General features: G+C 46.3%; 14 protein-coding genes and 4 riboswitches. Of the genes, 12 read left to right on the top strand and 2 right to left on the bottom strand.

Annotated elements, in window-relative coordinates:
• Positions 1 to 253: 253 nt before the first annotated feature.
• Entirely contained in the window at positions 254 to 2,317 is a 2,064-nt protein-coding gene (locus DWX84_RS20060; RefSeq protein WP_122377611.1) for a TonB-dependent siderophore receptor, read from the top strand.
• Positions 2,318 to 2,339: 22 nt separating this feature from the next.
• Entirely contained in the window at positions 2,340 to 3,437 is a 1,098-nt protein-coding gene (locus DWX84_RS20055; RefSeq protein ID WP_122377610.1) for a sirohydrochlorin cobaltochelatase, read from the top strand.
• 46 nt (positions 3,438 to 3,483) lie between these two features.
• On the opposite strand, the gene DWX84_RS20050 is transcribed toward DWX84_RS20055, so the two are convergent.
• On the bottom strand, positions 3,484 to 4,413 hold the full coding sequence (locus DWX84_RS20050) for a sirohydrochlorin cobaltochelatase (protein ID WP_122377609.1): 930 nt from the start codon (positions 4,411 to 4,413) through the stop codon (positions 3,484 to 3,486).
• A 33-nt stretch (positions 4,414 to 4,446) separates the two neighbouring features.
• Positions 4,447 to 6,630, bottom strand: a complete 2,184-nt coding sequence (locus DWX84_RS20045) for a TonB-dependent receptor (protein ID WP_122377608.1) — start codon at positions 6,628 to 6,630, stop codon at positions 4,447 to 4,449.
• A 49-nt stretch (positions 6,631 to 6,679) separates the two neighbouring features.
• Positions 6,680 to 6,881: riboswitch (cobalamin riboswitch) on the bottom strand.
• Between the two features lie 261 nt (positions 6,882 to 7,142).
• Between DWX84_RS20045 and DWX84_RS20040 the strand changes: the two genes are divergently transcribed.
• The 10 genes from DWX84_RS20040 (at position 7,143) to DWX84_RS19995 (ending at position 23,717) form a co-directional block, all read left to right on the top strand.
• A complete protein-coding gene (locus DWX84_RS20040; RefSeq protein ID WP_005867429.1) occupies positions 7,143 to 9,350 on the top strand; it encodes an anaerobic ribonucleoside triphosphate reductase in 2,208 nt (735 codons plus the stop codon).
• Between the two features lie 12 nt (positions 9,351 to 9,362).
• Entirely contained in the window at positions 9,363 to 9,863 is a 501-nt protein-coding gene (gene nrdG, locus DWX84_RS20035; RefSeq protein WP_122377607.1) for an anaerobic ribonucleoside-triphosphate reductase activating protein, read from the top strand.
• A gap of 40 nt (positions 9,864 to 9,903) precedes the next feature.
• A riboswitch (cobalamin riboswitch) is annotated at positions 9,904 to 10,112 on the top strand.
• A 52-nt stretch (positions 10,113 to 10,164) separates the two neighbouring features.
• A complete protein-coding gene (locus DWX84_RS20030; protein ID WP_122377606.1) occupies positions 10,165 to 12,180 on the top strand; it encodes a TonB-dependent receptor in 2,016 nt (671 codons plus the stop codon).
• On the top strand, positions 12,177 to 13,331 hold the full coding sequence (locus DWX84_RS20025; protein WP_057326222.1) for a YncE family protein: 1,155 nt from the start codon (positions 12,177 to 12,179) through the stop codon (positions 13,329 to 13,331). Before DWX84_RS20030 ends, DWX84_RS20025 begins: the two co-directional genes overlap by 4 nt.
• Positions 13,332 to 13,340: 9 nt before the next feature.
• Positions 13,341 to 14,621: a cell surface protein gene (locus DWX84_RS20020; protein ID WP_122377605.1), complete on the top strand. Its 1,281-nt coding sequence runs from the start codon at positions 13,341 to 13,343 to the stop codon at positions 14,619 to 14,621.
• Positions 14,618 to 16,474, top strand: coding sequence for a DUF5074 domain-containing protein (locus tag DWX84_RS20015; RefSeq protein ID WP_044544885.1), 1,857 nt, complete (start codon positions 14,618 to 14,620; stop codon positions 16,472 to 16,474). The genes DWX84_RS20020 and DWX84_RS20015 overlap by 4 nt, the downstream gene beginning before the upstream one ends.
• Positions 16,475 to 16,491: 17 nt before the next feature.
• A riboswitch (cobalamin riboswitch) is annotated at positions 16,492 to 16,692 on the top strand.
• 52 nt (positions 16,693 to 16,744) lie between these two features.
• Positions 16,745 to 18,082, top strand: a complete 1,338-nt coding sequence (locus DWX84_RS20010; protein WP_044544886.1) for a threonine/serine exporter ThrE family protein — start codon at positions 16,745 to 16,747, stop codon at positions 18,080 to 18,082.
• Between the two features lie 115 nt (positions 18,083 to 18,197).
• Positions 18,198 to 18,394, top strand: a riboswitch (cobalamin riboswitch).
• 75 nt (positions 18,395 to 18,469) lie between these two features.
• Positions 18,470 to 20,809 carry a TonB-dependent siderophore receptor gene (locus DWX84_RS20005; protein ID WP_009016838.1) on the top strand — a complete coding sequence of 780 codons (2,340 nt, stop codon included), beginning with the start codon at positions 18,470 to 18,472 and terminating at the stop codon, positions 20,807 to 20,809.
• Positions 20,810 to 20,823: 14 nt separating this feature from the next.
• Entirely contained in the window at positions 20,824 to 21,924 is a 1,101-nt protein-coding gene (locus tag DWX84_RS20000; protein ID WP_044544887.1) for a PepSY domain-containing protein, read from the top strand.
• A gap of 74 nt (positions 21,925 to 21,998) precedes the next feature.
• Positions 21,999 to 23,717, top strand: coding sequence for an ATP-binding protein (locus DWX84_RS19995; RefSeq protein WP_122377604.1), 1,719 nt, complete (start codon positions 21,999 to 22,001; stop codon positions 23,715 to 23,717).
• The last annotated feature ends 185 nt before the right edge of the window (positions 23,718 to 23,902 follow it).

Genomic DNA, 23,902 nt, shown 5'->3' with positions numbered 1-23,902 from the left:
ATTTTCCCCCTGATTTATCGGGTGAGCCGCTGTAATCCTCATGAAGTTGGTTAGAAGTTCAAAAACCACTGTTCCTAAGTTGGAATGGGAAGGTTTCTAACCAAAGGAGAGCCAGAATACCTGCTAAAGTCTTACAATAACATCAAGCTTTCAGGATAAGAGCACGTGTCATACAAAAAACAATTCAGTTTATTTTTTGAGACATTATCAATAGAAGCTTGCTGTTTTATTTCGTGAACCAATAAAACACTATATGAGGCTTTTAGCATCTGCTATTTTAGCTTTGTGCATACAATCGGTATGCGCCCAAAGCATATTGAAAGATCCGAAGGAACTTTCCGTGCTATTGAACGAGGTCGTGGTCACCGGTACGGGTACCGAACACTATCTGAAAGACGCCCCTGTGCAAACAGAGGTAATCACTGGCAAAGCCCTTGACAGTTACCAAGGACGCAGTATGCAAGATATTCTGGAAGGGCTGAACGCTTCCATCACCTTTAATCCGAGCGACATGGGTAGTGGCATCCAGATGAACGGATTAGGCAACGATTACATCTTGATCCTTATCAATGGCAAACGGATCAACGGAGATACCGGCGGACAAAACGACTTGAGTATTATCAACCCCGCCAATATCGAGCGTATCGAGATCGTAAAAGGTGCCGCCTCTTCCCTGTATGGTTCGGACGCTATCGCCGGTGTTATCAATATTATCACGAAAAAGAACCGGGATAAAGTGAGCCTATCGAATACGACTCGTGTCGGATCGTATGGAGATATATTGGAAAGCGTACAAATCGGCTTTGGGCATAAGAGAGTGAATTCCACCACCTCACTTAGTACGACCCATACGGACGGCTGGCGAAATACGACCCAAGAATGGGACCATCACGAGGTAATGAATGGAACCGTGACACGAACCGTAAACCGATCCACGAACTTTACGTTAAGGGAGAACTTAACCTACAAAGTGAACGACCGGCTGAGCCTTTCGGCCGATGGCTCTTTTTACCAGAAATGGAATTATCGTCCACACGGCGCATTCAAGTATTATACCTATGATCAATTCTACCGGAACTTCGATGTGGCCGGAGGAGCTAAATACGCATTGGGAGGACTGAATTTTCTTTCGGTAGACCTAACTTATGGTAACTATAGCTATTTCTATAATTACCATCATAAAGATGTCACGAACTTCTTCGATCCGGAGACGGGTTTACGTATTACCCGTTATCCGGGGGAACATATTCTGGAAACCTCTCAACAACGTTTCCTAGGACAAGCCAAAAGCGTATTCCACCTCGGGGAAAACAATATCCTAAGCGCCGGACTCGAATATCAATACGATCATTTGAAATCCCCCCGGCGTATCGAGAACGGGAAAGCCTCCGTATTTACGGCTTCCGCTTATGTACAAGACGAATGGAACCCGACGGATCGGTTGAATGTGACGGTAGGTGGGCGCTTCGTCGTGCACCAAGAGTTCGGGGCTACGTTTACCCCTAAAGTCTCCGCCATGTACAAACTAGGCGACTTCAATATCCGAGCCACATACTCAAATGGATTTAAGGCTCCTACCTTAAAGGAGTTGCACGATGATTATATCACGCAGATCGGTGGCGGCCCGTGGAAACATTATTATGGTAATAAGGATTTAAAACCGCAAAAGTCCAATTATTATTCGGCGAGCGTGGAATATCACGCGTCGAACCTGCAGATCACGGTAACAGGGTTCTACAACCGTATCAAGAACATGATCGCCTTGACCGAGATCCCGACAAGCGCCGAAGACCGATTGGATGAGATCGAGGCCAGCATGCAACACAAGAACTTATCCAAAGCCCGCTCTTTCGGAGGAGATATATCGCTCACCTATCAAATCCTATCTTCCTTGGCTATTGGTGGAGGCTATAGCTATACGGATACCAAAGCACAATATACGGATGATCCGGCCGACCCGAATTATATGCTCTACACCCCGATCAATGGAACCTCATTCCATAATACCAATTGGAAACTAGCATGGAACCATGCGTGGAAAAAGTATAAATTGGATGTCACCTTGTTCGGCCGATACCAATCCACCCGCTTTTATATCACAGACGGTGATGGAAAAAGTTATCAGTTATGGCGATTGAATACCCGTCATAACGTATTGAAAAAGAAAAAATGGAACCTAGATATCAATGTCGGTATCGATAATATCTTCGATTATGTGGATCGTACCCCGTTCGGACGCCATCGTGGAACTACGTCTCCCGGACGGACTTGGTACGCCTCCTTTATCGTGAAATTTCAGAATAAACATAAACTATAAACAATCTTAAAAGTTAAATGCGATGAACAAATTTAAGTACCTTTTGCTTGCGGCGAGTCTATTTGCCTCAAGCGCAGTTTTTACCTCCTGTGATGATGGAGACGACGACAATACCGCAAACCCGGCGGAAGAAGTCGTAAAGGCAAGTAAGAAACATGACACGGCGATCTTGTTGTGTACATTCGGTAGCACATTCAAGGAGTCTATCAAGACATACGACGCTACACTGGCCGATTTCCAGAACGCATTTCCCGATGCGGACATCTATTTGTCATTTACCTCCCGTACTTGTGTGAATCGTGTAGAAGCAGAGACAGGTATCGCACGTTACCAACCGGACCTTTGGTTACAAGCCCTAGGAAATGCCGGTTACAAGAAGGTAGCGGTACAGTCCTTACACATCATCCCGGGTGAGGAATACCTAAGCTTGATGAATACGGACGTGAAGAAGAAATTCATGATCGAGTCTTTCCCGAGTGTTCAAGTCGTAAAAAGCCCTTGTTTGGTGTACGACGAAGAGGATGTGGAAGCCGTAGCGAAAGTCCTATACAGCCACTACAGTGATAAATTGGCTGATAACAAGAACATCCTTTTATTAATGGGACATGGTAACCCGGATAAAAACTATAACGCAAATACGAAATACACGGAAACAGAAGAGGCTATGCAAGCCTTGGCCGCTAACAAGAATGTATTCGTAGGTACCGTTGATTACGGAGATATGTTGTTCTGGCCGGAAAAAGGTGAACCAAATCCGGAATGTGTCTATTCCAAACTTACCAAATACTGCGAGGATCACAACTTAAAACCGGAAGAGATCACGATCTCCTTAGCTCCGTTCATGTCTATCGCCGGAGACCATGCGCATAATGACCTTTGGGGTATCGAGGAGGGTGATGATTTCAGCGCTGCCGCTCCCAACGCCGACGCTTGCTGGAGACTAAAACTTTTGAAGATGGGCTTCAAGATCGACACGGAAGAAAGCCATAACGGAAGCTTGGAGAATTGTAAGATCATAGGCTTAGGCGATTACGACGCTGTTCGTCAGATCTGGGTAAACCACCTAAAAGCATTATATAATGATGCGGAAGCTTGGGAAACCGGAGAAGACTACCAGTAAATAAAGTACTTACTGAACCAATTTTCAATTCTCAATTTTCAATTGTTCAGTGTGTATATAATTTCTTTCGATCAAAAATCGTCGCCCGTTTATATTTCATGGCGAAACGAATGTGATCGATAAATAAAGAGCGGATCGCCGGATTCTCACCTAGAGGCTTCAAATAAATATCCACATCGAAACCCTGTTGACGTAGCCCTTTCTGCCAGAAATCCGTAACCGTATTTTCCGTACCTCGAATCAGTACGAACATAAAAGGAATCAACTGCACACGCTTATGACCGGCTTGGCGCATTTGCTCACCTACATCCTCGATCGTAGGGAAACCCTCACGGGTTCCGGTATAATAATCTTTCATTCCTTTGGTCTGGAACATATACCCCAATTTCGCATAAGCCGAGTTACTGGCATGATAAGTTCCGTGCGCCACCAATAACTTAGCCCCATTTTTAGTCACTCCAGAAGGTGAGGAAACCGCTTTCATCACCGCCTCATAATCGGTATCATCATATAACAAGGGATTACCTACACGCAAATCCTTAAACAAACCTTTTCGCTGTTCCGCCTCTTTGCGGATCGCTTCCATCTCCACACCCTCTATAATGATAGTCGGTTGGATTATCACATGGGTAAACCCTTGATCACGCAACTCTACCAAGGCATCCGCCGGCAACTGAACCCAAACACCTTGCGCCCTCAACCGACTCACTACGCTACGGGCGCTATAAGCCTGCCGGACTTCCACGTCTGGGAAAGCCTCCTTGACACGCTTGTTCATCACATCGAGTACTTGGGTACGAGCTTCCGGGTAAGCACTCCCGAAATGTACCATTAAGATCGCTAACTTATCTCCCTTTTCCATGCTCTCCCGGATATCGGAAGCGTAAAACTCCCGCCCGGGTTTCGCCCATAATGAACAGGCGAGCCCGAGCAGGAGTGAATAAACAAACATGGATCGTAAAAATCCCCTATACATTATTATATTAGTTGATAGTTGACATGTGACAGTTTACTGCTTGAAACGGACCAGAAGGCTGACGTAATAGGTACGGCCCGGGGTCAATGTAGCGTAATTGTAATTAAAGGGACGATCGTCTACATAATCAAAAAGGTTCTCGATACCTACTCCCGGTTCCAACAAGAAATCGCCGGCTCTAAACGTATGGCTCGTATTGAGGTTCCACAAGGAATATTTCGGCGCGTATCCATAAGAAGTAGAATAACGTTCCCCTTGGATGCGTCCGTTAAAATTCACGTTCAGCTTATACTTATTCCAAGTATGAGACCACATAGCCGCTACCGTACCACTATGTTTAACGGTCTTATCCAAAGGCTCATTCTCATATACGTTTTTCCCATCCATGAAACTATAGCCGCCATTCAAGGTAAAGCCCGCTCCCAGATAACTATTGAAGGTTACGTTAATACCTTTGATCTTCGCTTTATCGATATTCGCACGCATCTGTATCTCATCATAGTCCGTACCATGGGCGGTGTTATAAGCATCCCGTTCCGCCGTATCCAATATCTTATAGTTAATCATGCTACGTACGTTATTCATAAAAGCGGACACGGACAAAGAGAAATACCGCATCGTATATTCAGCGCTCAACGTGAAATTGTCGCTCTTCTCCGGGTCCAGATCCGGATTACCGATCGTAAGGCGAGTCGCTCCGGACGCTTTCTTCTCCGATTCCGTATACAACTCCTTCAATTCAGGCGTCCGGAAACCAGCCGCATACGATCCGCGGAAATTAAAGCCAGCTACCTTATACAGCAAAGCCACGTTAGGAGTCGCATAACTCTTAAAATTCTCATGGTAAATATAGCGCAAACCCGCATACGCTTGGAGATGCTCATTGATATTGATCTCGTCTTGCGCATAAAGAGCGGTTGTGTACATACTTTTACCCGCGATGTTATCCGTCTCGCTACTCAGTAACTCTTTAATGAACTCCGCACCTGCCGAAAGCTTATTATACTTACCTAAACGGAAGATTCCTTTGACATTCAAGTTATGGTAATGAATCCGCTTCGTCATATCGCTCTCTCCGCTTTTCTTTCCATCAAAGAAATCCTTATAGGTACTATGGTTGTCCGATAGATAATCTGCGTTCAAATAAGAGTTCTTATTAATCATGTATTGAGCGCCCGCTCCATAGGTGAACGTCTCTTTCCGCATATCATAGTTGGTCGTATTCACTTTATCCATCGGCATCGGGCGATCGCTGGAACGTCCGAAGAATGTACCACGCACATAAAAAGACAAACGATCCGTAGCGTCGTACGTGAAACGTTGGTTGATCACGTTCCGGTGAAATCCTTCGGAAGCTTGCTTATTGGTAGGAACCAACTCGCCTTTACTCTCCGTATAGGGATTTAATTGCCAACCATCGGCCCGTTGATATTGATAAGAAGTATATGAACCGAACTTCCCGAGATTCACGTCTGCGTTGACCGACTGCAAGAATTGGTTCTTGCTACCATAACGGCTATTGCTCGTCACGTTCACCTTATTGCGGGAATCATCCGTGATGATATTGATAACGCCGGCGATCGCGTCGCTACCATACAAAGCGGAAGCGGCCCCGTTCAAGATCTCTACCCGCTTTACGTTAGACATATCGATACGGGAATAGGTATCATCGCCGGCCAAACGCTTGCCGTTTTCCAAGATAACCACGTATTTCTCCGTCAAACCGTTCATGTTCATCGTAGCCCCTTGCCCGTTCTCCATAAATACGATACTCGGGTTCAGTTTGGTCATCGCATCTTGGAAATTAGTTACGCTCGCCTCTTTCAAGTCTTTTCCCGTAAGCACTTTCACGGGAATAGGGGAATTACTCATGCGGCGATGCGAACCGGTACCGGTTACCACCACTTGATCGATATTCACATACTTTTCTTTCAACTTAATAACGACATCTTTTTCCGAGTGATCCGTTTGATACACGCCCTGTTCATAACCAAGGTAAGTCACACGAATACGATGTCTACCATCGGGAAGGTTCAGCTCAAATTTTCCGCCGGCATCCGTTGTTGTACCATTTAATGATTCCGACACACGAATATTCGCGCCCGGGATTGGTTCATTACTTTCATCCACGACTTTACCTTGTAAACGTACCTGCGCAAATGATACGTTTATCGCACAACTTACAGCTAAAGCCGCGCACAAACACTTTCTTTTCATAAACGATTTGTTATTATGTATATTTCCGCTTTCCTGACCCCGAGAAAAACAGCAATAAAAAACGTTTGGCAGGTTTCCTGACTTACCTCTTAGAAAACGACCTTCCCGTCTTTCGCAGACAGTGGTATGAGAAATGCTTTCTACTTTACAAAGGCTTACAGTAGCGGGCACTGCTCCGGATTCGCACCGGATTCCCTCTTTATGACAAAACCGGATGGTTTTACGTCATCACCAAAACGGGGCAAAAGTATGAATTATTTTATATAAACAAAAACATATCCCGGCTTATGTTCTTTAAAAGCTTTACAAAGAGAATCTTATAATGTACAACATCGCCAAAAAGGAAAAGAAAAGAGACCATACAACACACAAAGTTTTCCAAAATATTTTTCAACTTATTATATATAAACACATTAACATAATTTAATTAGCAAAAAGTTTTCCAAAAAGAAAATCATACAGAGTAATACGATACCTTTGCGCACATAATCAATCACAAATTAATCGACATCATGATACAGACAGTTGTTAAACGGGACGGGCGTATCGTTGGCTTCAACGAGGAGAAGATAGTAACCGCTATCCGTAAAGCCATGTTGCATACAGACAAGGGAGAAGATATGCAACTGATTCGCCAAATCACAGACCATATCTCATTCAAGGGAGAACCTCAAATGACCGTAGAGGCGATTCAAGATGCCGTGGAACTGGAATTGATGGCCAGTAGCCGGAAGGACGTAGCGCAGAAATATATCGCTTACCGAAATCAGCGAAGCGTAGCCCGCAAGGCGAAAACACGGGATATGTTCTTGGAGATTATCAATATCAAATCCAACGACATCACCCGTGAGAACGCGAATATGAACGCCGATACACCCGCCGGCATGATGATGAAATTCTCCAGCGAGACCACCAAGCCGTTTGTAGATGACTATTTATTGAGCGAAGAGGTCAAGGAAGCCGTATCAAACAACTATCTCCATATTCATGATAAAGATTATTATCCGACTAAAAGCTTGACCTGCGTACAACACCCGTTGGATCGCATCTTGAAATACGGGTTCTCCGCCGGTCATGGCGAATCACGTCCGGCTAAACGAATCGAAACCGCAAGCATCCTTGGCTGTATCTCTCTAGAGACCGCCCAAAACGAGATGCATGGCGGACAGGCGATACCGGCGTTCGACTTCTACCTAGCTCCTTACGTACGTAATAGCTTTATCGAGGAAGTAAAGACCTTAGAGGATTTATACGGACAGGATTTCTCCCACTTATATAATAAGCCTATCGACGATTACCAGACACAGACCTTGGATGGATTAAGCGGTGATAGACGCGTCATACAACATGCCATCAACCGCACGGTAAGCCGTGTACACCAATCGATGGAGGCTTTTATCCATAATATGAACACGATCCATTCCCGTGGCGGCAACCAAGTGGTATTCAGCTCCATCAATTATGGAACCGACACCTCGGCGGAAGGTCGTTGCATCATCCGGGAGTTATTAAAAAGCACTTACAGAGGCGTAGGTAACGGCGAGACCGCTATCTTCCCGATCCAGATATGGAAAAAGAAACGAGGCGTAAGCTATCTGCCGGAAGACCGTAACTACGATCTTTACCAATTGGCCTGCAAGGTTACCGCCCGTCGTTTCTTCCCGAACTTCTTGAATCTCGACGCGACCTTCAACCAAAGCGAGGATTGGAATGCGGACGACCCTCAACGCTATATCCACGAGGTAGCGACCATGGGATGCCGTACCCGTGTATTCGAGAACCGTTTCGGACCGAAGACTTCTATCGGACGAGGTAATATCTCCTTCTCGACGATCAATATCGTACGATTGGCTATCGAGTGCATGCAAGTGGAGAACAAGGAAGAGCGTATCGCCCTATTTTTCGCTAAACTGGATCATATGCTGGAACTTACGGCTCGTCAGTTGCATGAGCGTATGGAGTTCCAGAAAACCGCTTACGCAAAGCAATTCCCGTTGTTGATGTCTTCCTTATGGTTAGGCTCGGAAAAATTGAAGCCTAACGATTCGATTGCCTCCGTTATCAACCAAGGTACCTTGGGCATCGGCTTTATCGGACTGGCCGAATGTTTGGTGGCCCTTACCGGTAAGCATCATGGCGAAGATAAGGATTCGCAAGCCTTAGGCGTAAGGATCGTTACGTATATCCGGGATCGTGCCAACCAATTCTCGGAGCAATACCAACACAATTATAGCGTACTGGCAACTCCGGCTGAAGGCTTGTCCGGCAAGTTCACGGGAAAAGATCGTAAGAAGTTCGGATCGCTCCCCGGTATCACGGATCGGGATTATTATACGAACTCTAATCACGTTCCGGTATATTATAAGTGCAGTGCCCGTCATAAAGCAGAAGTAGAAGCTCCTTATCATGATTTGACTCGTGGCGGCCATATCTTCTACGTAGAGATGGATGGTGACGCTACGCATAACCCCGAAGCGATCATGCGTGTCGTGGACATGATGGATAAATACAATATCGGATACGGTTCCGTAAACCATAACCGTAACCGTTGTCTGGATTGTGGCTACGAGAACTCCACCCCTAATCTGGAAGCCTGCCCGAAATGCGGCAGCAAACACTTGGACAAACTTCAACGCATCACCGGCTATCTGGTAGGAACCACCGACCGTTGGAACAACGCCAAGCTATCCGAGCTAAACGACCGTGTCACCCACAACTAATTTTCAATTACCATGTTGTCTATCATAGATATCATCGAAGATACCACCGTAGACGGTCCGGGATTCCGGACCGCCATCTATGCGGCGGGTTGCCCGAACAAATGCCCGGGCTGCCACAACCCCGAATCATGGGATATCCATAAAGGGAAGAAAGTAAGAACGGAAGAGATCGTGGATAAAGTATTGGCCGACGAATTCGCCAACGTCACCTTCAGCGGCGGAGACCCTATGTTCCAGCCGGAAGGTTTCACCGAGGTAGCCAAGGCAATCAAGGAAAAAAGCCAAAAGACGATCTGGTGCTACACAGGATATAAATTCGAGGACCTGATAAAGAATCCGGCACAAGCCGCCTTGTTGTCCTATATCGACGTATTGGTAGATGGCCGCTACAAACAAACCCTTCGGGATGAGAGCCTTTTATTCCGGGGAAGCAGCAACCAACGGCTGATCGACGTACAAGCGTCTTTAAATAAAAAGGAAGTCGTGAAATACAAGTACAACCCTTTCATTTAAGGAAATTCTCCAATTATAGCCCGGATATTAACAAGATTTCATACCTTTGTCCCGAATTGGTTCCGTTTCGCCCAACCGGGGTTACGGATTAAAAGGGAATCAGGTGTAATTCCTGAACAGTCCCGTTGCTGTGAAGCTCTATTTCAAACATTCTGGAAACACTTTCGCCACTGGTATATAAGAATATAGCCGGGAAGGCTTTCGGGATGGGAGTCAGTCAGAAGACCTGCCAGTTAGGGAGAAGTCGCTCGCGAGGACAGAGCGGCTTGGTACGAATCATTTTCTAAACAGGTTTTAAATAATGGTGTTATCCTTTGCTAGAAAGGGATACCTTGCTTGCGTATTATCGATGCTGGCGATAGGTATGTCCCATGGACAAAGCAAACTCGACTCTATCCAGCACTTGGACGAAGTTACGGTCACGGCCCGGAGTTTCAGCTTTAAAGAGGTAATTCCTTCCCAAAAACTATCGGGGAAAGAATTACAAAATTTGAACAGTCACACGGTAGCAGATGCTTTACGCTACTTCTCGGGTGTCCAATTGAAAGACTATGGGGGCGTAGGAGGTATCAAGACCGTAAATATCCGAAGTATGGGAACGAACCACATGGGTGTTTTCTACGACGGCATCGAATTAAGCAACGCACAAAACGGACAAGTAGACCTCGGGATGTATTCTTTGGACAATATCGAGGAGATTTCTTTATACAATGGCCAGAAGAGCGATATCTTCCAATCCGCGAAAGATTTCGGCGCGGCCGGTACGCTTTATCTGCGTTCTCGTCGTCCTCGTTTCGAAGATGGAAAAACAACGAATATCCGTGCCACGATGAAAGTCGGTTCTTTCGATGTTATCAACCCCTCGGCGCTGTTCGAATATAAGATATCAGAAAACGTAGCCACCTCTTTCAGCGCCGAATGGTTAAGCGGAAGCGGTAAATACAAATTCCGTTACCGCCGTATCAACCCTGCCGGAGAGATCGCTTACGATACGACCGCCGTCCGGGAAAACGGGGATATCAACGCCACCCGCCTAGAGGCCGGACTTTATGGCAAGATGAGCGACGGTACTTGGAATCTTAAGTTCTACAACTACAATTCCGAACGAGGAATCCCGGGAGCCATCGTAAACAACGTATGGAGACGTGGTGAACGGGTATGGGATACGAACTCTTTCATGCAAGGCTCCTATATCAAAGAAATCAATAGCAAATTCAAGACACAGGTGAACGCGAAATATGCATTCTACCGTACGCATTATGTGAATAACGACGACAAGCTGATTCATGTAGATAACCTGTATAAGCAACGAGAGATTTACCTATCCTCCGCGAATGTCTATTCCATCCTCTCAAACTGGGATGTATCCGCCTCTTACGACTTGCAATGGAACAAGATGAACGCCGATATGTACGGATTCGTTTACCCGGAACGCTTCACCAACCTCCTTTCGGTCGCCACGGCGCTCCGGTTAGGGAAAGTAAAATTACAGGCCAGCGGACTGGCGACCTTTATCAACGACCGTGTAAAAGAAGGCCCCACACCGGAAGCCCGGCAAATCCTTACACCCGCCGTATTCGCCTCCTACAAGCCGTTTGAGAAACAAGACTTTAATGTACGCGCTTTCTATAAACGGATCTTCCGTATGCCTACCTTCAACGATTTATATTACGCCGATATGGGAAACTCCAAATTAAACCCGGAATATGTAACCCAATATGATGCCGGCTTCGCTTACACGAAAACATGGGAGAACCATCTTTTCTATCGCTTCAAGATACAGGCGGATGGTTATTTCAACAAGGTGAAAGACAAGATCATCGCTTATCCCAAAGGCCAGCAATTCCGTTGGACTATGTTGAATTTAGGTAAGGTAGAAATCAAAGGCATAGATGTCAGCACGGAAACGACCGTCAATCCGGTAAAAGATTTATTCGTCACGCTACGAATACAATACACCTATCAAAAGGCCCAAGACTTCACGGATCCCTCGGATACCTATTACGGAGATCAAATCCCTTATATCCCTTGGCACAGCGGTTCCGCCATCGCGCAAGCCTCCTTCAAGGGATGGAACCTCAACTACAGTTTCATCTATGTGGGAGAGCGGTATAACCAGCAGGAAAATATCAAATACAATTATACGCAACCTTGGTATACCAGCGATATTTCCTTGTCGAAAGATTTGAAATTCAAGTTCGGGCTTATCAAGGCCGCCGTGGAGGTAAACAACCTGTTAAGCCAAGATTACGACGTGATCCTGAATTATCCGATGCCGAAGCGAAATTACAAAGTGTCTTTAACCATCGAGATATGAAAAGATATACATTATATATAATAGGTATCCTGATCGGTTGCGCTTTTTCATCCTGCCGCAAGATCGAGATCGTAGTTCCCTCGGAATACGAGCTGGTTTCCGACGGTATCCATCCCGAGGCGAATCCTCAAGGGATGTATTTGGTGAACGAAGGGAATATGGGAAGCAATAAATGTACGCTGGATTATCTGGATTACGTGAACGGTTATTATATCCGTAACCTCTACTCGGAACGGAACCCGAACGTGGTCAAGGAGCTGGGCGATGTAGGCAACGATATCCAGATTTACGGAAGCAAGCTTTATGTCGTAGTCAATTGTTCCCATAAAGTAGAAGTACTGGATGCCCGGACTTGCGAGCGGATCACGCAAATAGACATTCCCAACTGCCGGTACATCCGTTTTTACCGGGGAAACGCCTATGTAACCTCTTATGTCGGCCCGGTGCAAATCGACCCGAACGCCCCACAAGGAGCCGTATACCGGGTAGACACGACCAGCCTGAAAGTAGACGCCAAAGTCATAGTCGGTTACCAACCGGATGAGTTGGAGATTTTGGGTGAATATATCTACGTAGCGAATTCCGGAGGATATCGTGCCCCGGAGTACGACAATACGGTTTCCGTAATCGAGCTAAACCGTTTCAAGCAAGTTCAAAAGATTCCGGTAGGGATCAATCTGCATCGTATCCGTGCGGACAAATACGGTAAATTATGGGTAACTTCCCGGGGAGATTACGATACGGTACATTCCAACCTGTATGTACTGGAAAAACGAAAAGGATATAACGAGATGGTGGTTACCGATACCCTGAATATCCCTTGCTCTAACCTTTGCATCAGCGGAGATTCCCTTTTCTATTACAGTACGGAATGGAACGTGAACACGCAGAGTAACAGCATCTCGTACGGAATCATAGATGTCCGTACCAAAGAGGTGATCAGCACGAACTTTATCACCGACGGTAGCGAGAAAGACATTCGTATCCCATACGGGATCATGGTCCATCCCTATACGAAAGACATCTTCGTCACCGATGCCAAGAATTACGTATCCAGCGGGACCCTCTATTGCTACGATAAGAACGGGATACGAAAATGGGGCGTACGTACCGGGGATATCCCCGCCCATATGGTTTTCCTTTATAAATAGAACAGCGTTATGAGACAAGTTTTATATCTATTCATTTCAGGTTTCCTAGCATTTCTATCCTGTACCCAAGACAAGATACAGATGGTTAGCTTGGGTATCGATGATGTCTATTATCTGCCCCGCATGAAAACCTATCTACTCAGCCCGGCCTTTACCGGCGACGAGTATCGGTGGACACTGCACCGGAACGGGACGGACTCTCTCGTATCTACCGAACGTTCTTATATCTTCCTTGCGAAAGATACGGGCACCTATCAGATGACCTTCGAGATCATCGATAAGGAGACCCCCTATAAGCACGATTTTCGTTTCGAGGTGATGCAGGAGGATATAGAGTACAGTCCTTACCTATCCAAGGTATACGACTTTTGTCCCGCACCGGGTCAGTTCGTCAATACGATGCCCGAATACGAGGAAGGCGATACGAAAGAAACCATACTGAAAAAGGTAGAGGAGAATATCTCCGGTACGAATGACGTGATGATCTCCCTCGGAGGATACGGAGGATACGTTATCTTCGGCTTCGACCATACGGTCATCAACGTCAAAGGGAAGAAGGACTTTATGATCCTTGGGAACTCTTTCTATTCCGACCTGCCGGAATATCAAGAGAAAAAGGGAGGCAGCTGCGAGCCCGGTATTGTCATGGTCTCTTTCGACACGAACCTGAACGGCTTACCGGACGATGAATGGTACGAACTGGCCGGTAGTGAATACTATAAACCGGAAACCATCAAGAATTATCGCATTACCTATGATCGTCCAGATCCCAACAAGATCCCCGAGCCAGACATGGGCCAGCAATGGAGTGACGCTACTTATGTACCATGGAAAGATAATCAAGGCAATACCGGTTATATAGCGAAAAATATATATCATACGCAAAGTTATTATCCGAAATGGATTGAAGAGAATTCCTTGACTTTCTCCGGTACCCGGTTAAAGGATAACGCTACGGACGAGAGTGATACGGGTAAATACTACGTACTCTATTCGTATCCATGGGGATACGTGGATAACCATCCGAACGATTACAAGGATCTGAACAGCTTCGATATCGAATGGGCCGTGGACGCGGAAGGCAATAAGGTGGAATTACCCGGCGTGGACTTTATCAAGGTATACACGGCGGTAAACCAATATTGCGGTTGGATCGGAGAGACCTCGACGGAGATTATCCGTGCGCAGGATTTACACATCGCCACCCCTTCCATCATCGTACCCGATCCGGTAAGCGAACAAATGAAATTACAATATGATCAAGCAATCTTAAAAATAAAAGGCTTATGAAAAAGACGATTACCTTACTTCTCTGTACGTTCGCCACGAGCGGCCTAATGGCCCAAGGCAATACCTCATGGATCGCCGCCGGCATCGATCGGGTCCAAATGAGGGATGTACCGTCACAATCTTCCATCCTGCGTTCCACGGATATGGATTACAGTCAAGGTACATTTATCGTAAACGAGGATTGGTACGGCCATCAGAACAGTACCGTCAATTTCCTTACTCAAGATGGAGAATGGCACTATCGTGTCTTCCAGACCGAGAATCCGGGGCATGAGTTAGGATGTACCACGCAATTCGGTACGATCTATGGCGATAAGTTCTACCTAGTCTCTAAGCAAGAACGAGATCCCGGGGCAAAAATCACCGGAAGCCGGTTTGCCGTATGCGATGCCAAGACCATGAAGGTGATCAAGGAATTCAAGTATATCGCCCAAAACGCCGAGGGCAAATCCATAGCCGACGGCCGTTCCTATCTTCCGGTAGACGAGCACAAAGGCTATATAGGAACCAGCAACGGTATCTGGATCTACGATAGCGATAAGATGGCGATCGGCAAACAAATAGAAGGTTCCGGAAATCCGAACGCCGATGGATACGGTGAGTTGTATTATGCCCAGATCGGTACCATGGTACGTGCTAACGACCTTGTCTTTGCCGTCCATCAACAATATGGTTTATTAATAATAGATCCGAAAACCGATAAAATTATCCGTACCATCGCCGCCCCGATCGAGAAAGAGACTGTAAAAGGGCTAGAGAAGGAGATTCAACGAGGTTTCGGCTCTATCGTTCAATCCAAGGATGGTACGCTCTGGATCAGCATGACCCAGAATACGGCCGGGGATGGTTCCGCCTTGGAATATATGCTGAACTTGAACCCCTATACCTTTAAGGTGGACACGGTAAAGATCCCGTTAAGCGAGACCATCGGTGTCGTTCCAAACTCTTGGTACGCATGGACCGCCGACGGTTTCTGCGCCAGTGCCAAAGAAAATAAGATTTACTGGAACGGACAACCGAAAGAAGGCAGTTGGTTCACGGGGTATCAAATCTGTGGGTATGATATTGACAAGAAACAATTCTTCCAGCTAATCGACCTCCGAAAACAGGACTGGGATTGGCGCTTGTACGGAACCGGATTTCGCCTTAACCCAAAAACCGACGAGCTATACACCTTCTTGTATCATGAGTTCCAAGATCCTACGCACATGTTAGCTCGTATAAATAACAAAGGCGAAGTGGTACAAGAATATTCGATGATCGTCAACTATTGGTTCCCGGCTATCCCGGTTTTCCCGGATAACGCCGCACCGGTAGTATCTTCCGGTTTCCCTTCCTCTATCGTATTAACCGAGGAAAAGCCAGTCTATAAACTCGCTTTAGGCAATATGGTGACCGATGAGGACAATATGGATGCCGCCATCGTAAAATCAGTCTCATCCGTTACTCCCTCCAGCCCGATTAACGCGATCGTTCGTAATGACTCCTTAATCATCAGTACGACCTCAGATATCAAGGAATATCAGAAGGCTACAATAACCGTCCGCTTCAACTCGAACGGAAAGATCGTCACCAAGAACATGGTCGTAACAACCGAAGAAGCACCGACAAGCATAGAAGAGGTCTCGCAGCCGACCTTGAAAATCTATCCGAACCCGGCGGTTAACTCGATACAAATCAATATCGATACCCCGGCGAAGATAGAGATCTATACATCTCGCGGAACAATGGTCCGGAAATCCACGATCAATCCCGGAGAATCCATCAACGTAAGCGATCTATCCCAAGGCCTCTATTTCATCCGTATCATAACCGGAGGAAAGACAGAGTCTCTACGGATGATTAAGAAGTAAATATAAAAAAAATTCCGTACATTTGCGCCCGAATTGGTTCCGTAGTGCCTATTCGGGCGTACGGATTAAAAGGGAATCCGGTGAGAATCCGGGACAGTCCCGCTGCTGTGAAGCTCTGTTGAACATTCTAATACTACTTTCGCCACTGACGCGATAGGGTCGGGAAGGCATTAGGATGGGAGCTAGTCAGAAGACCTGCCATTCATTTCAGATTCATGTCCTCGTGGGTTAGGACATAGGATACACAGACAATATAAGAACAAAAAGAAAATGATGACAGACAAGGAAGTATTGTTGTTACGGCGCAAACTGGATCTTTTGCTCCGTACAGGAAAGTTGTTGATGGAAAGCGCCGCCGACACGAATCGTATCGAGCGAAACATGAAACGAGTTGCCGCCTTTATGGGGATCCCCGAGGAGAAGTTGCATATCGATATCCGGTGGACCATGATCATGGTAAACGTAAGCGATGAGCGAAACTCATTCTCCAAATTCCAGAAATGCGAGAAGCATGGCATTAACATGACGACAATCTCACAGGTAAGCAAGCTTTCATGGCGGGCGATCGAGCAAGATTATTCCTTGGATAAATATGAGGAAGAACTGGAGAAGATCGTTCACCAACCCCGGAATTATACCCCTTATATCGTAGCTATCGGAGCGGGATTCGCATGCGGAGGATTCTGTAAGCTATTCGGATGCGACTGGATGGCATTCCTATTCGCTTCCATTTGCGCTTTCGTCGGGTTTAGGGTACGGGCCCGCTGTGTCGAGGCTGGACTTAACGTATATATGAGTATCGCCGCGGCCGCTTTCGTATCCACCTGCTTGGCATACGCATCCTCCTTCTCCGGGCTATCCGACACTCCTTATCATCCATTATTAGCCTGCGCTTTATTTATCGTGCCGGGCGTACCCTTGATTAACTTCGTGGATGATATGCTAGACAATCATTTGCTTGTCGGCATCACCCGGGCCTCCAATACGGTCATGATGGTAGCCGCCATGACTTTCGGTATCGCATTCGCCATGCGGGTACTTGTCATGAATGATGTCGAGATAGATCATAAGTTCAGTGAATTAAATATGGTTCCACATGACCCGTACTACATATATGCATTAGCGGCAGCTATCTCCGCCATAGGCTTCTCCATGATATTCAATATTCAACGCCGATTATTATGGGTGGTAGCCGTAGGAGGTATCATTGCGGTATGTACCCGTAACTTTGTGAACTTCGAATTAGGTTATGGTCCTGTGATCGGCTCGTTTATGGGAAGCTTCGTAGTCAGCCTCCTTGCCGTAAAAGCGGTTCATTGGTGCCATGTTCCCAATCACGTATTGACGATTCCATCTGTCATTCCTATGATTCCGGGAGTACTCATGTATCGCTCATTACTGGCATTTATAAACCTGCATGGAGTAGTCGGTGAGGTCACAAACGCATTCTTCAACGGGATCAATTCCGCACTCATCATTCTTTGTATCTCACTCGGTGTAGCTGTCCCGAACATCTTCGCCCGTCGTTACATCGCCAAAGATCGCCAACGACATTTACAAGAGGAACTGGAAAAGCGCCGGGAAAGAGGAAAGTTCATTGAATGGTGAAAAAACTTTTCCATAAAGATTAGTCCGGGAAAAACTATCGCATAAGGATATGCCAAATTGTTTAACACGTTCAATATATTTAACATATTTCATTAAAAAAAACCCTATCAATACTATACTTTTGTGATGTCTTGGTGATAGACGTTGCATTCTGCAAGTCTATAAAAGGGAATTTCGGTTAGATTCCGGAACAGAGCCCGCTACTGTAAAACCCGTAAAGAGGAAAGCTTCTTCATGCCACTGTCTTTTCTAAAGATGGGAAGGTCGCTTTCCGGGTTAGTCAGGAAACCTGCCAGATAAAAAAAGAAATAGATTCTCCCGGGATTTGGGGAACTAGTGGAACGATTACATTAGAGATGTAAACTGCGTAATTAATTTTTATACATTATGAGACACTTTTATTTGTTCCTGCTAATTGTTAGCGGGATTGTTTTGTGTGGCACCCGGACGGTCGCTCAAAGTAGGCCATCCGAGGGAAGTTCCAGAGTCATATCCGGTACGGTCGTAGATGAAGACAACAAGGCGATGGCAAACATTGTCATTTACATTAAGGGTACGGATATACGGGTTATTTCAGATACGGATGGGTATTTCTCCTTATCACTAAAGGACACGAAGGACCACGTACTAATCACCAACAGTTACAACACCGTCTCGGCGATCCGGGATATTCCCGCGGGAGAAGGAAATTACGAGATGGAGATTCAGTTATCTTACAAACTATTAGGATTACCCGAGGTAGATATCGTCGGGGCAAAACCACAGAGTTATAACTCCGACATCGCTAATTCGGCTACCCGTATGGATATCCCCGTGATGGAAATACCCGGAACCGTAGGCATAGCGACCCGGAAATTATTGGAAGACCAACAGGCTACCACCATGACCGAGGCCGTAAGGAACCTGGGCGGCGTGAAAGGCGGACCTTCCGGCGAGGCTTCCAACATCAACGAGGTCTTCTCTTCCCGTGGTTTCTCCATGACGAACTCCCGTAACTATTTCAGGAACGGGGTACGATACCTAAAGTTCTCGAACGACGCGCTATCCAGTATCGAGCGTATAGAGATCCTCAAAGGCCCGGCATCTGTCCTTTATGGAGCGGTAGAGCCCGGAGGTATCATCAACTTTATCACCAAGCCGACCTTATATACGCCCCGGTATGGCGCTACGATCAGATACGGCAGTTACGACTATAAGCAAGCCTCTATCGACATTTCCGGCCCGCTGAACACCAAAAAGACCATCCGTTACCGCTTGAACGGAATGTATGAAGATGCCGACAAATTCAGGAAACCGCAAAACAGCAAACGATACGACATCACCCCAGTCATCGACATTGACTTAGGACGCAAGACCACCCTTAATATCGATGCCGATATCTTCCGGGATAAAAGGACACAGGATCCGGGCGTTTTGCATATCAACAATGAGGTGATAGATAACGGATTCAAGACATTCCTTGGCGAACCGTGGGCCTATGGCAAGTTTACCAATAATAGCGTTGGTTTCCAGTTGACCCACCGTTTCAACCAGAACTGGTCATTCAGAAGTTCCGCCCGCCAATATTTCACGCATGAGGATCGTCTGTATTTCCAGATGAAAACCCCTCAGAAGGACAGCACGATTACCCGCCGTTTGGCACATTGGGACGCAAAAATCAATTATACCAATGTATTGGAGGAATTGAACGGCAGCTTCAAGACGGGCTTCATCCAGCATAAAGTAATAGCGGGCTTGGAATACGGATGGCTTACCAACCGAAGGAAAGTAAAAGGGAATATGTACACCCCGATTAGTTATGTTCATCCGGAATATTCCGAAGAACCAGTTGATTTCGAGATGGAACAGAGTACAGACTTACGTATCACCCAACGTACCTACGCAATCTATCTACAAGACCAAGTAAGCTTTTCCGATCAATGGAAGTTATTGCTTGGTGCCCGTGCGGACTGGGTGAACGATAAACAAGATAATTATATTAAGGATAAAAAAACGGATGAAAACAACTTTGCCATCTCGCCTCGTGTGGGTCTTGTTTATCTGCCCATGCCCGACTTGAGCCTATATGCTACCTACAGTCAGTCTTTTGTCCCTCAATCCGGGCAAACGAAGGATGGCGAGGCATTCGACCCGATTACCTCTAAACAATGGGAAGCGGGAGTCAAGAAATCATTCTTCAACGATCGCTTGAGCACCGGCCTAGCCTTCTATACCTTGTCGAAGACCAACTTGCCGACGATAGACCCAGAAGACGAGGAATATAAGATACTGATCGGCAAGCAGACCAGCAAAGGTATAGAGTTTTCGGTAAACGGAGAGATCACTCCCAGTTGGAGCGTAGCCTTCAATTACGCATATACGCATGCCGAGGTAACGAAAACGAACGACGAGACCTATCCCGTAGGTACGCAACTGGCCAATATCTCACCAAGCCAGTTCAACCTATGGACCTCCTACCTAATCCGTAAAGGCCCGGTTAAAGGCTTATCTTTCGGCGGTGGTTGGTACTTCCAAGGTAAATCCTACGGAAACATGGCACATACGATCGATCTGGACGCCTATCATCTGGTTGACTGTTTCGTGGCTTACAAGCGCAGTTTCTACAAGATCTCGGCGAACTTGAAAAACGTATTCAACCAAGAATATTATACCGGATCCCAAGGGAACTATCTTTTATTCCCCGGCTCGGCCAGGACGCTGATGGTTATGCTAGCGGTCAACTTCTAAAAAAGGCACAAGACATGTCGCATAATTCGATCATTAGAAAGATCATAGTAAAGTTACATTTATACACCGGACTCATATTAGGGCTAATAATAACCCTAATATGCCTCTCCGGCACAGCGATCGTGTACAAGCCGGAACTTGAAAAACTATCTGTCAAGGATATCGCTTTTGTCAAGCCAGCCTCCCGAACCGTGTCGCCGCAAACTTTGCTAGAGAACGTAAGGCACGAATATCCACAAGCTAAGATCAATAATATGGTCTTATACGGAGGCGAGGATTGCGCCTACAGTTTTCGTACTACATTCCCGGATGAGAAAGGCCGTATCCAGATCTATGTCAATCCCTATACAGGGGAAGTTACGGGAGTGGACAGATACCGGCATAAGGTTTTTCAATGGTTATACGACTTTCACGTGAACCTGCTATTGAAAAAGCAAGGAGCGACCATCGTCGCCTTATCGGGATTCCTGTTGATTTTCCTAACTCTCTCCGGCTTTCTATTATTACCCAAGCGTCGTATCTTCTCCGTGAACCGAAAGATGGGCTTGAGAGCCAAGCTTTTCAAGTCGCATTCCATCATAGGTATATGTACATCCCTCTTTTTGCTGGTCATCGCTTTTACCGGCTCCTATTTCGGGTTCAAGAAAGAATATCAATCTTTCTTTGAATCCATATCCGCAGGAAAAGCAGTCGCACCGGCACCAAAAACAGATAAATACACAGGTGATTGGGTATCATTGGATTCCGTTTTAGCGACCGCCCAAGAAGAGTTCAAAGAGGGAACCCCGACAATGATCTTCTTCCCGAAAGACAACACGTCTGTCTTCTCCGTACGGATGTATCAGGAAGGGGACTTCGAAAGAACGGGAAGCAACCATATCTACATCCATCCTATCACTGGAAAGGTCGTCGCCACAAACCTATGGAAAGACAAACCGGCCGCCGAGAAGCTTGTCCGCTCCATGTACTTTGTCCACTTCGGCACTTTCCTCGGGCACTTCTCCAGAATCCTATGGATCCTCATAAGCCTAGCCGTACCGTTTCTCTATTTCACTGGTTTTTACATTTGGGTTATTCGCCATCGGCAGAAACAATACCCTTTCCGGAAAACATAAGTCCAGGAAATCTCATCGCATAAGGAATTTTCGTATATTTGTAGTATTGTGTAATATACGAAAAAAGAAATGTCATGGCACGAATAACGATTCCTTATGCGGTAGCGGATTTTATAGATTTACGGGAGCGTAAGTTCTATTATGTGGATAAAACGAGCTTTATCCCCGGATTGGAGAACTACAACGCCCCGGTCTTCCTGCGTCCCCGTCGTTTCGGGAAAAGCCTACTCGTTTCCACTCTTGCCTGTTACTACGATCGCACCAAGGCCGATCGTTTCGAGGAATTGTTCGGCGGCACTTGGATCGGGGAACACCCGACGGAGGAACATAGCCGCTACATGATCGTGCGCTATGATTTCTCCGCTATGGCCATGGCAGATGACATGGAGGGGTTGGAGCGGAATTTCAACCTCTTGAACTGTTCACCGGTAGAAATCATGGTAACACATAACCGGGACTTGTTCCAAGACTTCCAGTTTACCACCAAAGGCAATGCCTCCCAAATGCTGGAAGAGGCCTTGGGGTATGCCCGTGAGCATGACCTCCCGAAGGTTTACATATTGATAGACGAATATGATAATTTCACCAATCAATTATTAACCGCCTATAAGGATCCGCTCTATGAGCAAGTAACCACGAAGGACAGCTTCCTGCGTACCTTCTTCAAGGTAATAAAGAAAGGTATTGGCGAAGGCAGTATCCGAACTTGTTTCTGCACGGGTGTCCTTCCCGTAACGATGGACGACCTGACGAGCGGGTACAATATAGCGGAGATCCTCACCTTGCAGCCACGCTTCCTAAATATGCTGGGATTTACCTATGAGGAGGCCAACGCTTACCTAAGGTATGTCATCGACAAATATGGTATGGGGCAAGACTCCTTTGAGGAGCTTTGGCAACTCATCGTAAATAATTATGATGGTTATCGTTTCCGTCCGGGAGCCGAGCCTTTGTTCAACTCTACGATATTGACTTATTTCTTTAAGAACTTCGCGGCGCTGAATGGCTTTATCCCCTCTGAACTGGTCGATGAGAACCTGCGTACCGATATCAGCTGGATCCGTCGTCTGACCCTATCCATGGAAAACGCAAAAGAAATGCTTGATGCTTTGGTTATCAATGATGAGTTATCTTACAACATCGCCGACCTATCCAGTAAGTTCAACAAGAAGAAGTTCTTCGACAAGACCTTTTATCCCGTCAGCCTCTTCTATCTGGGCATGACCACGCTGAGGAATAATTACCGTATGGTGTTACCCAACCTCACGATGCGCAGCATCTACATGGACTATTACAACGAGATGAACCATATAGAAGGTGGCGCTCCCCGTTATGTACCCACCTACGAACGCTTCACGGAAGACCGCCGTTTCGAACCGTTGGTACAAAACTACTTCGAGCAGTATCTCGGGCAGTTCCCGGCGCAGGTATTCGACAAGATCAACGAGAACTTCATCCGTTGCTCCTTCTTCGAGCTTTGCTCACGCTACTTGAGTAGTTACTATACGTTCGCCATCGAACAGAACAACTCGGCGGGCCGCTCCGATTTCGAGATGACCGGCATACCCAGCACGGATTATTACAAAGACGATCGCGTCGTGGAATTCAAGTATTTCAAGGCGAAAGAGGCCGAACACATGCTGGCGCTAAACGATCCCCGCCCCGAGGACGTGGCGCAAGTACGTGCTTACGCCAAGGATACCAAACTGAAATTCCCTATATATAATGTACGCTCGTACATTGTATATATCTGCGCCAATAAAGGATGGAAATGCTGGGAGGTTACCGAATAAATAAAGCCTAGCCGTACCACTCCTCCATTTCACGGAGTTAACTTCATCGACAAAGTAAGTTAACTTCATCGGCAAAGTAAGTTAACTCCATCGACGAAGTAAGTTAACTTAAATGGCAAAGTAAGTTAACTTACCAAATCGGGGTTTCCCTATCAGATGACTATGCCTAAATTTACTTCACAGAT

This window comes from Parabacteroides sp. AF21-43 (assembly GCF_003635435.1).
Classification (GTDB): Bacteria; Bacteroidota; Bacteroidia; order Bacteroidales; family Tannerellaceae; genus Parabacteroides; species Parabacteroides distasonis.
Note: the sequence above shows the minus strand (reverse complement) of the source record. Positions and strands in the feature narration are given on the sequence as shown.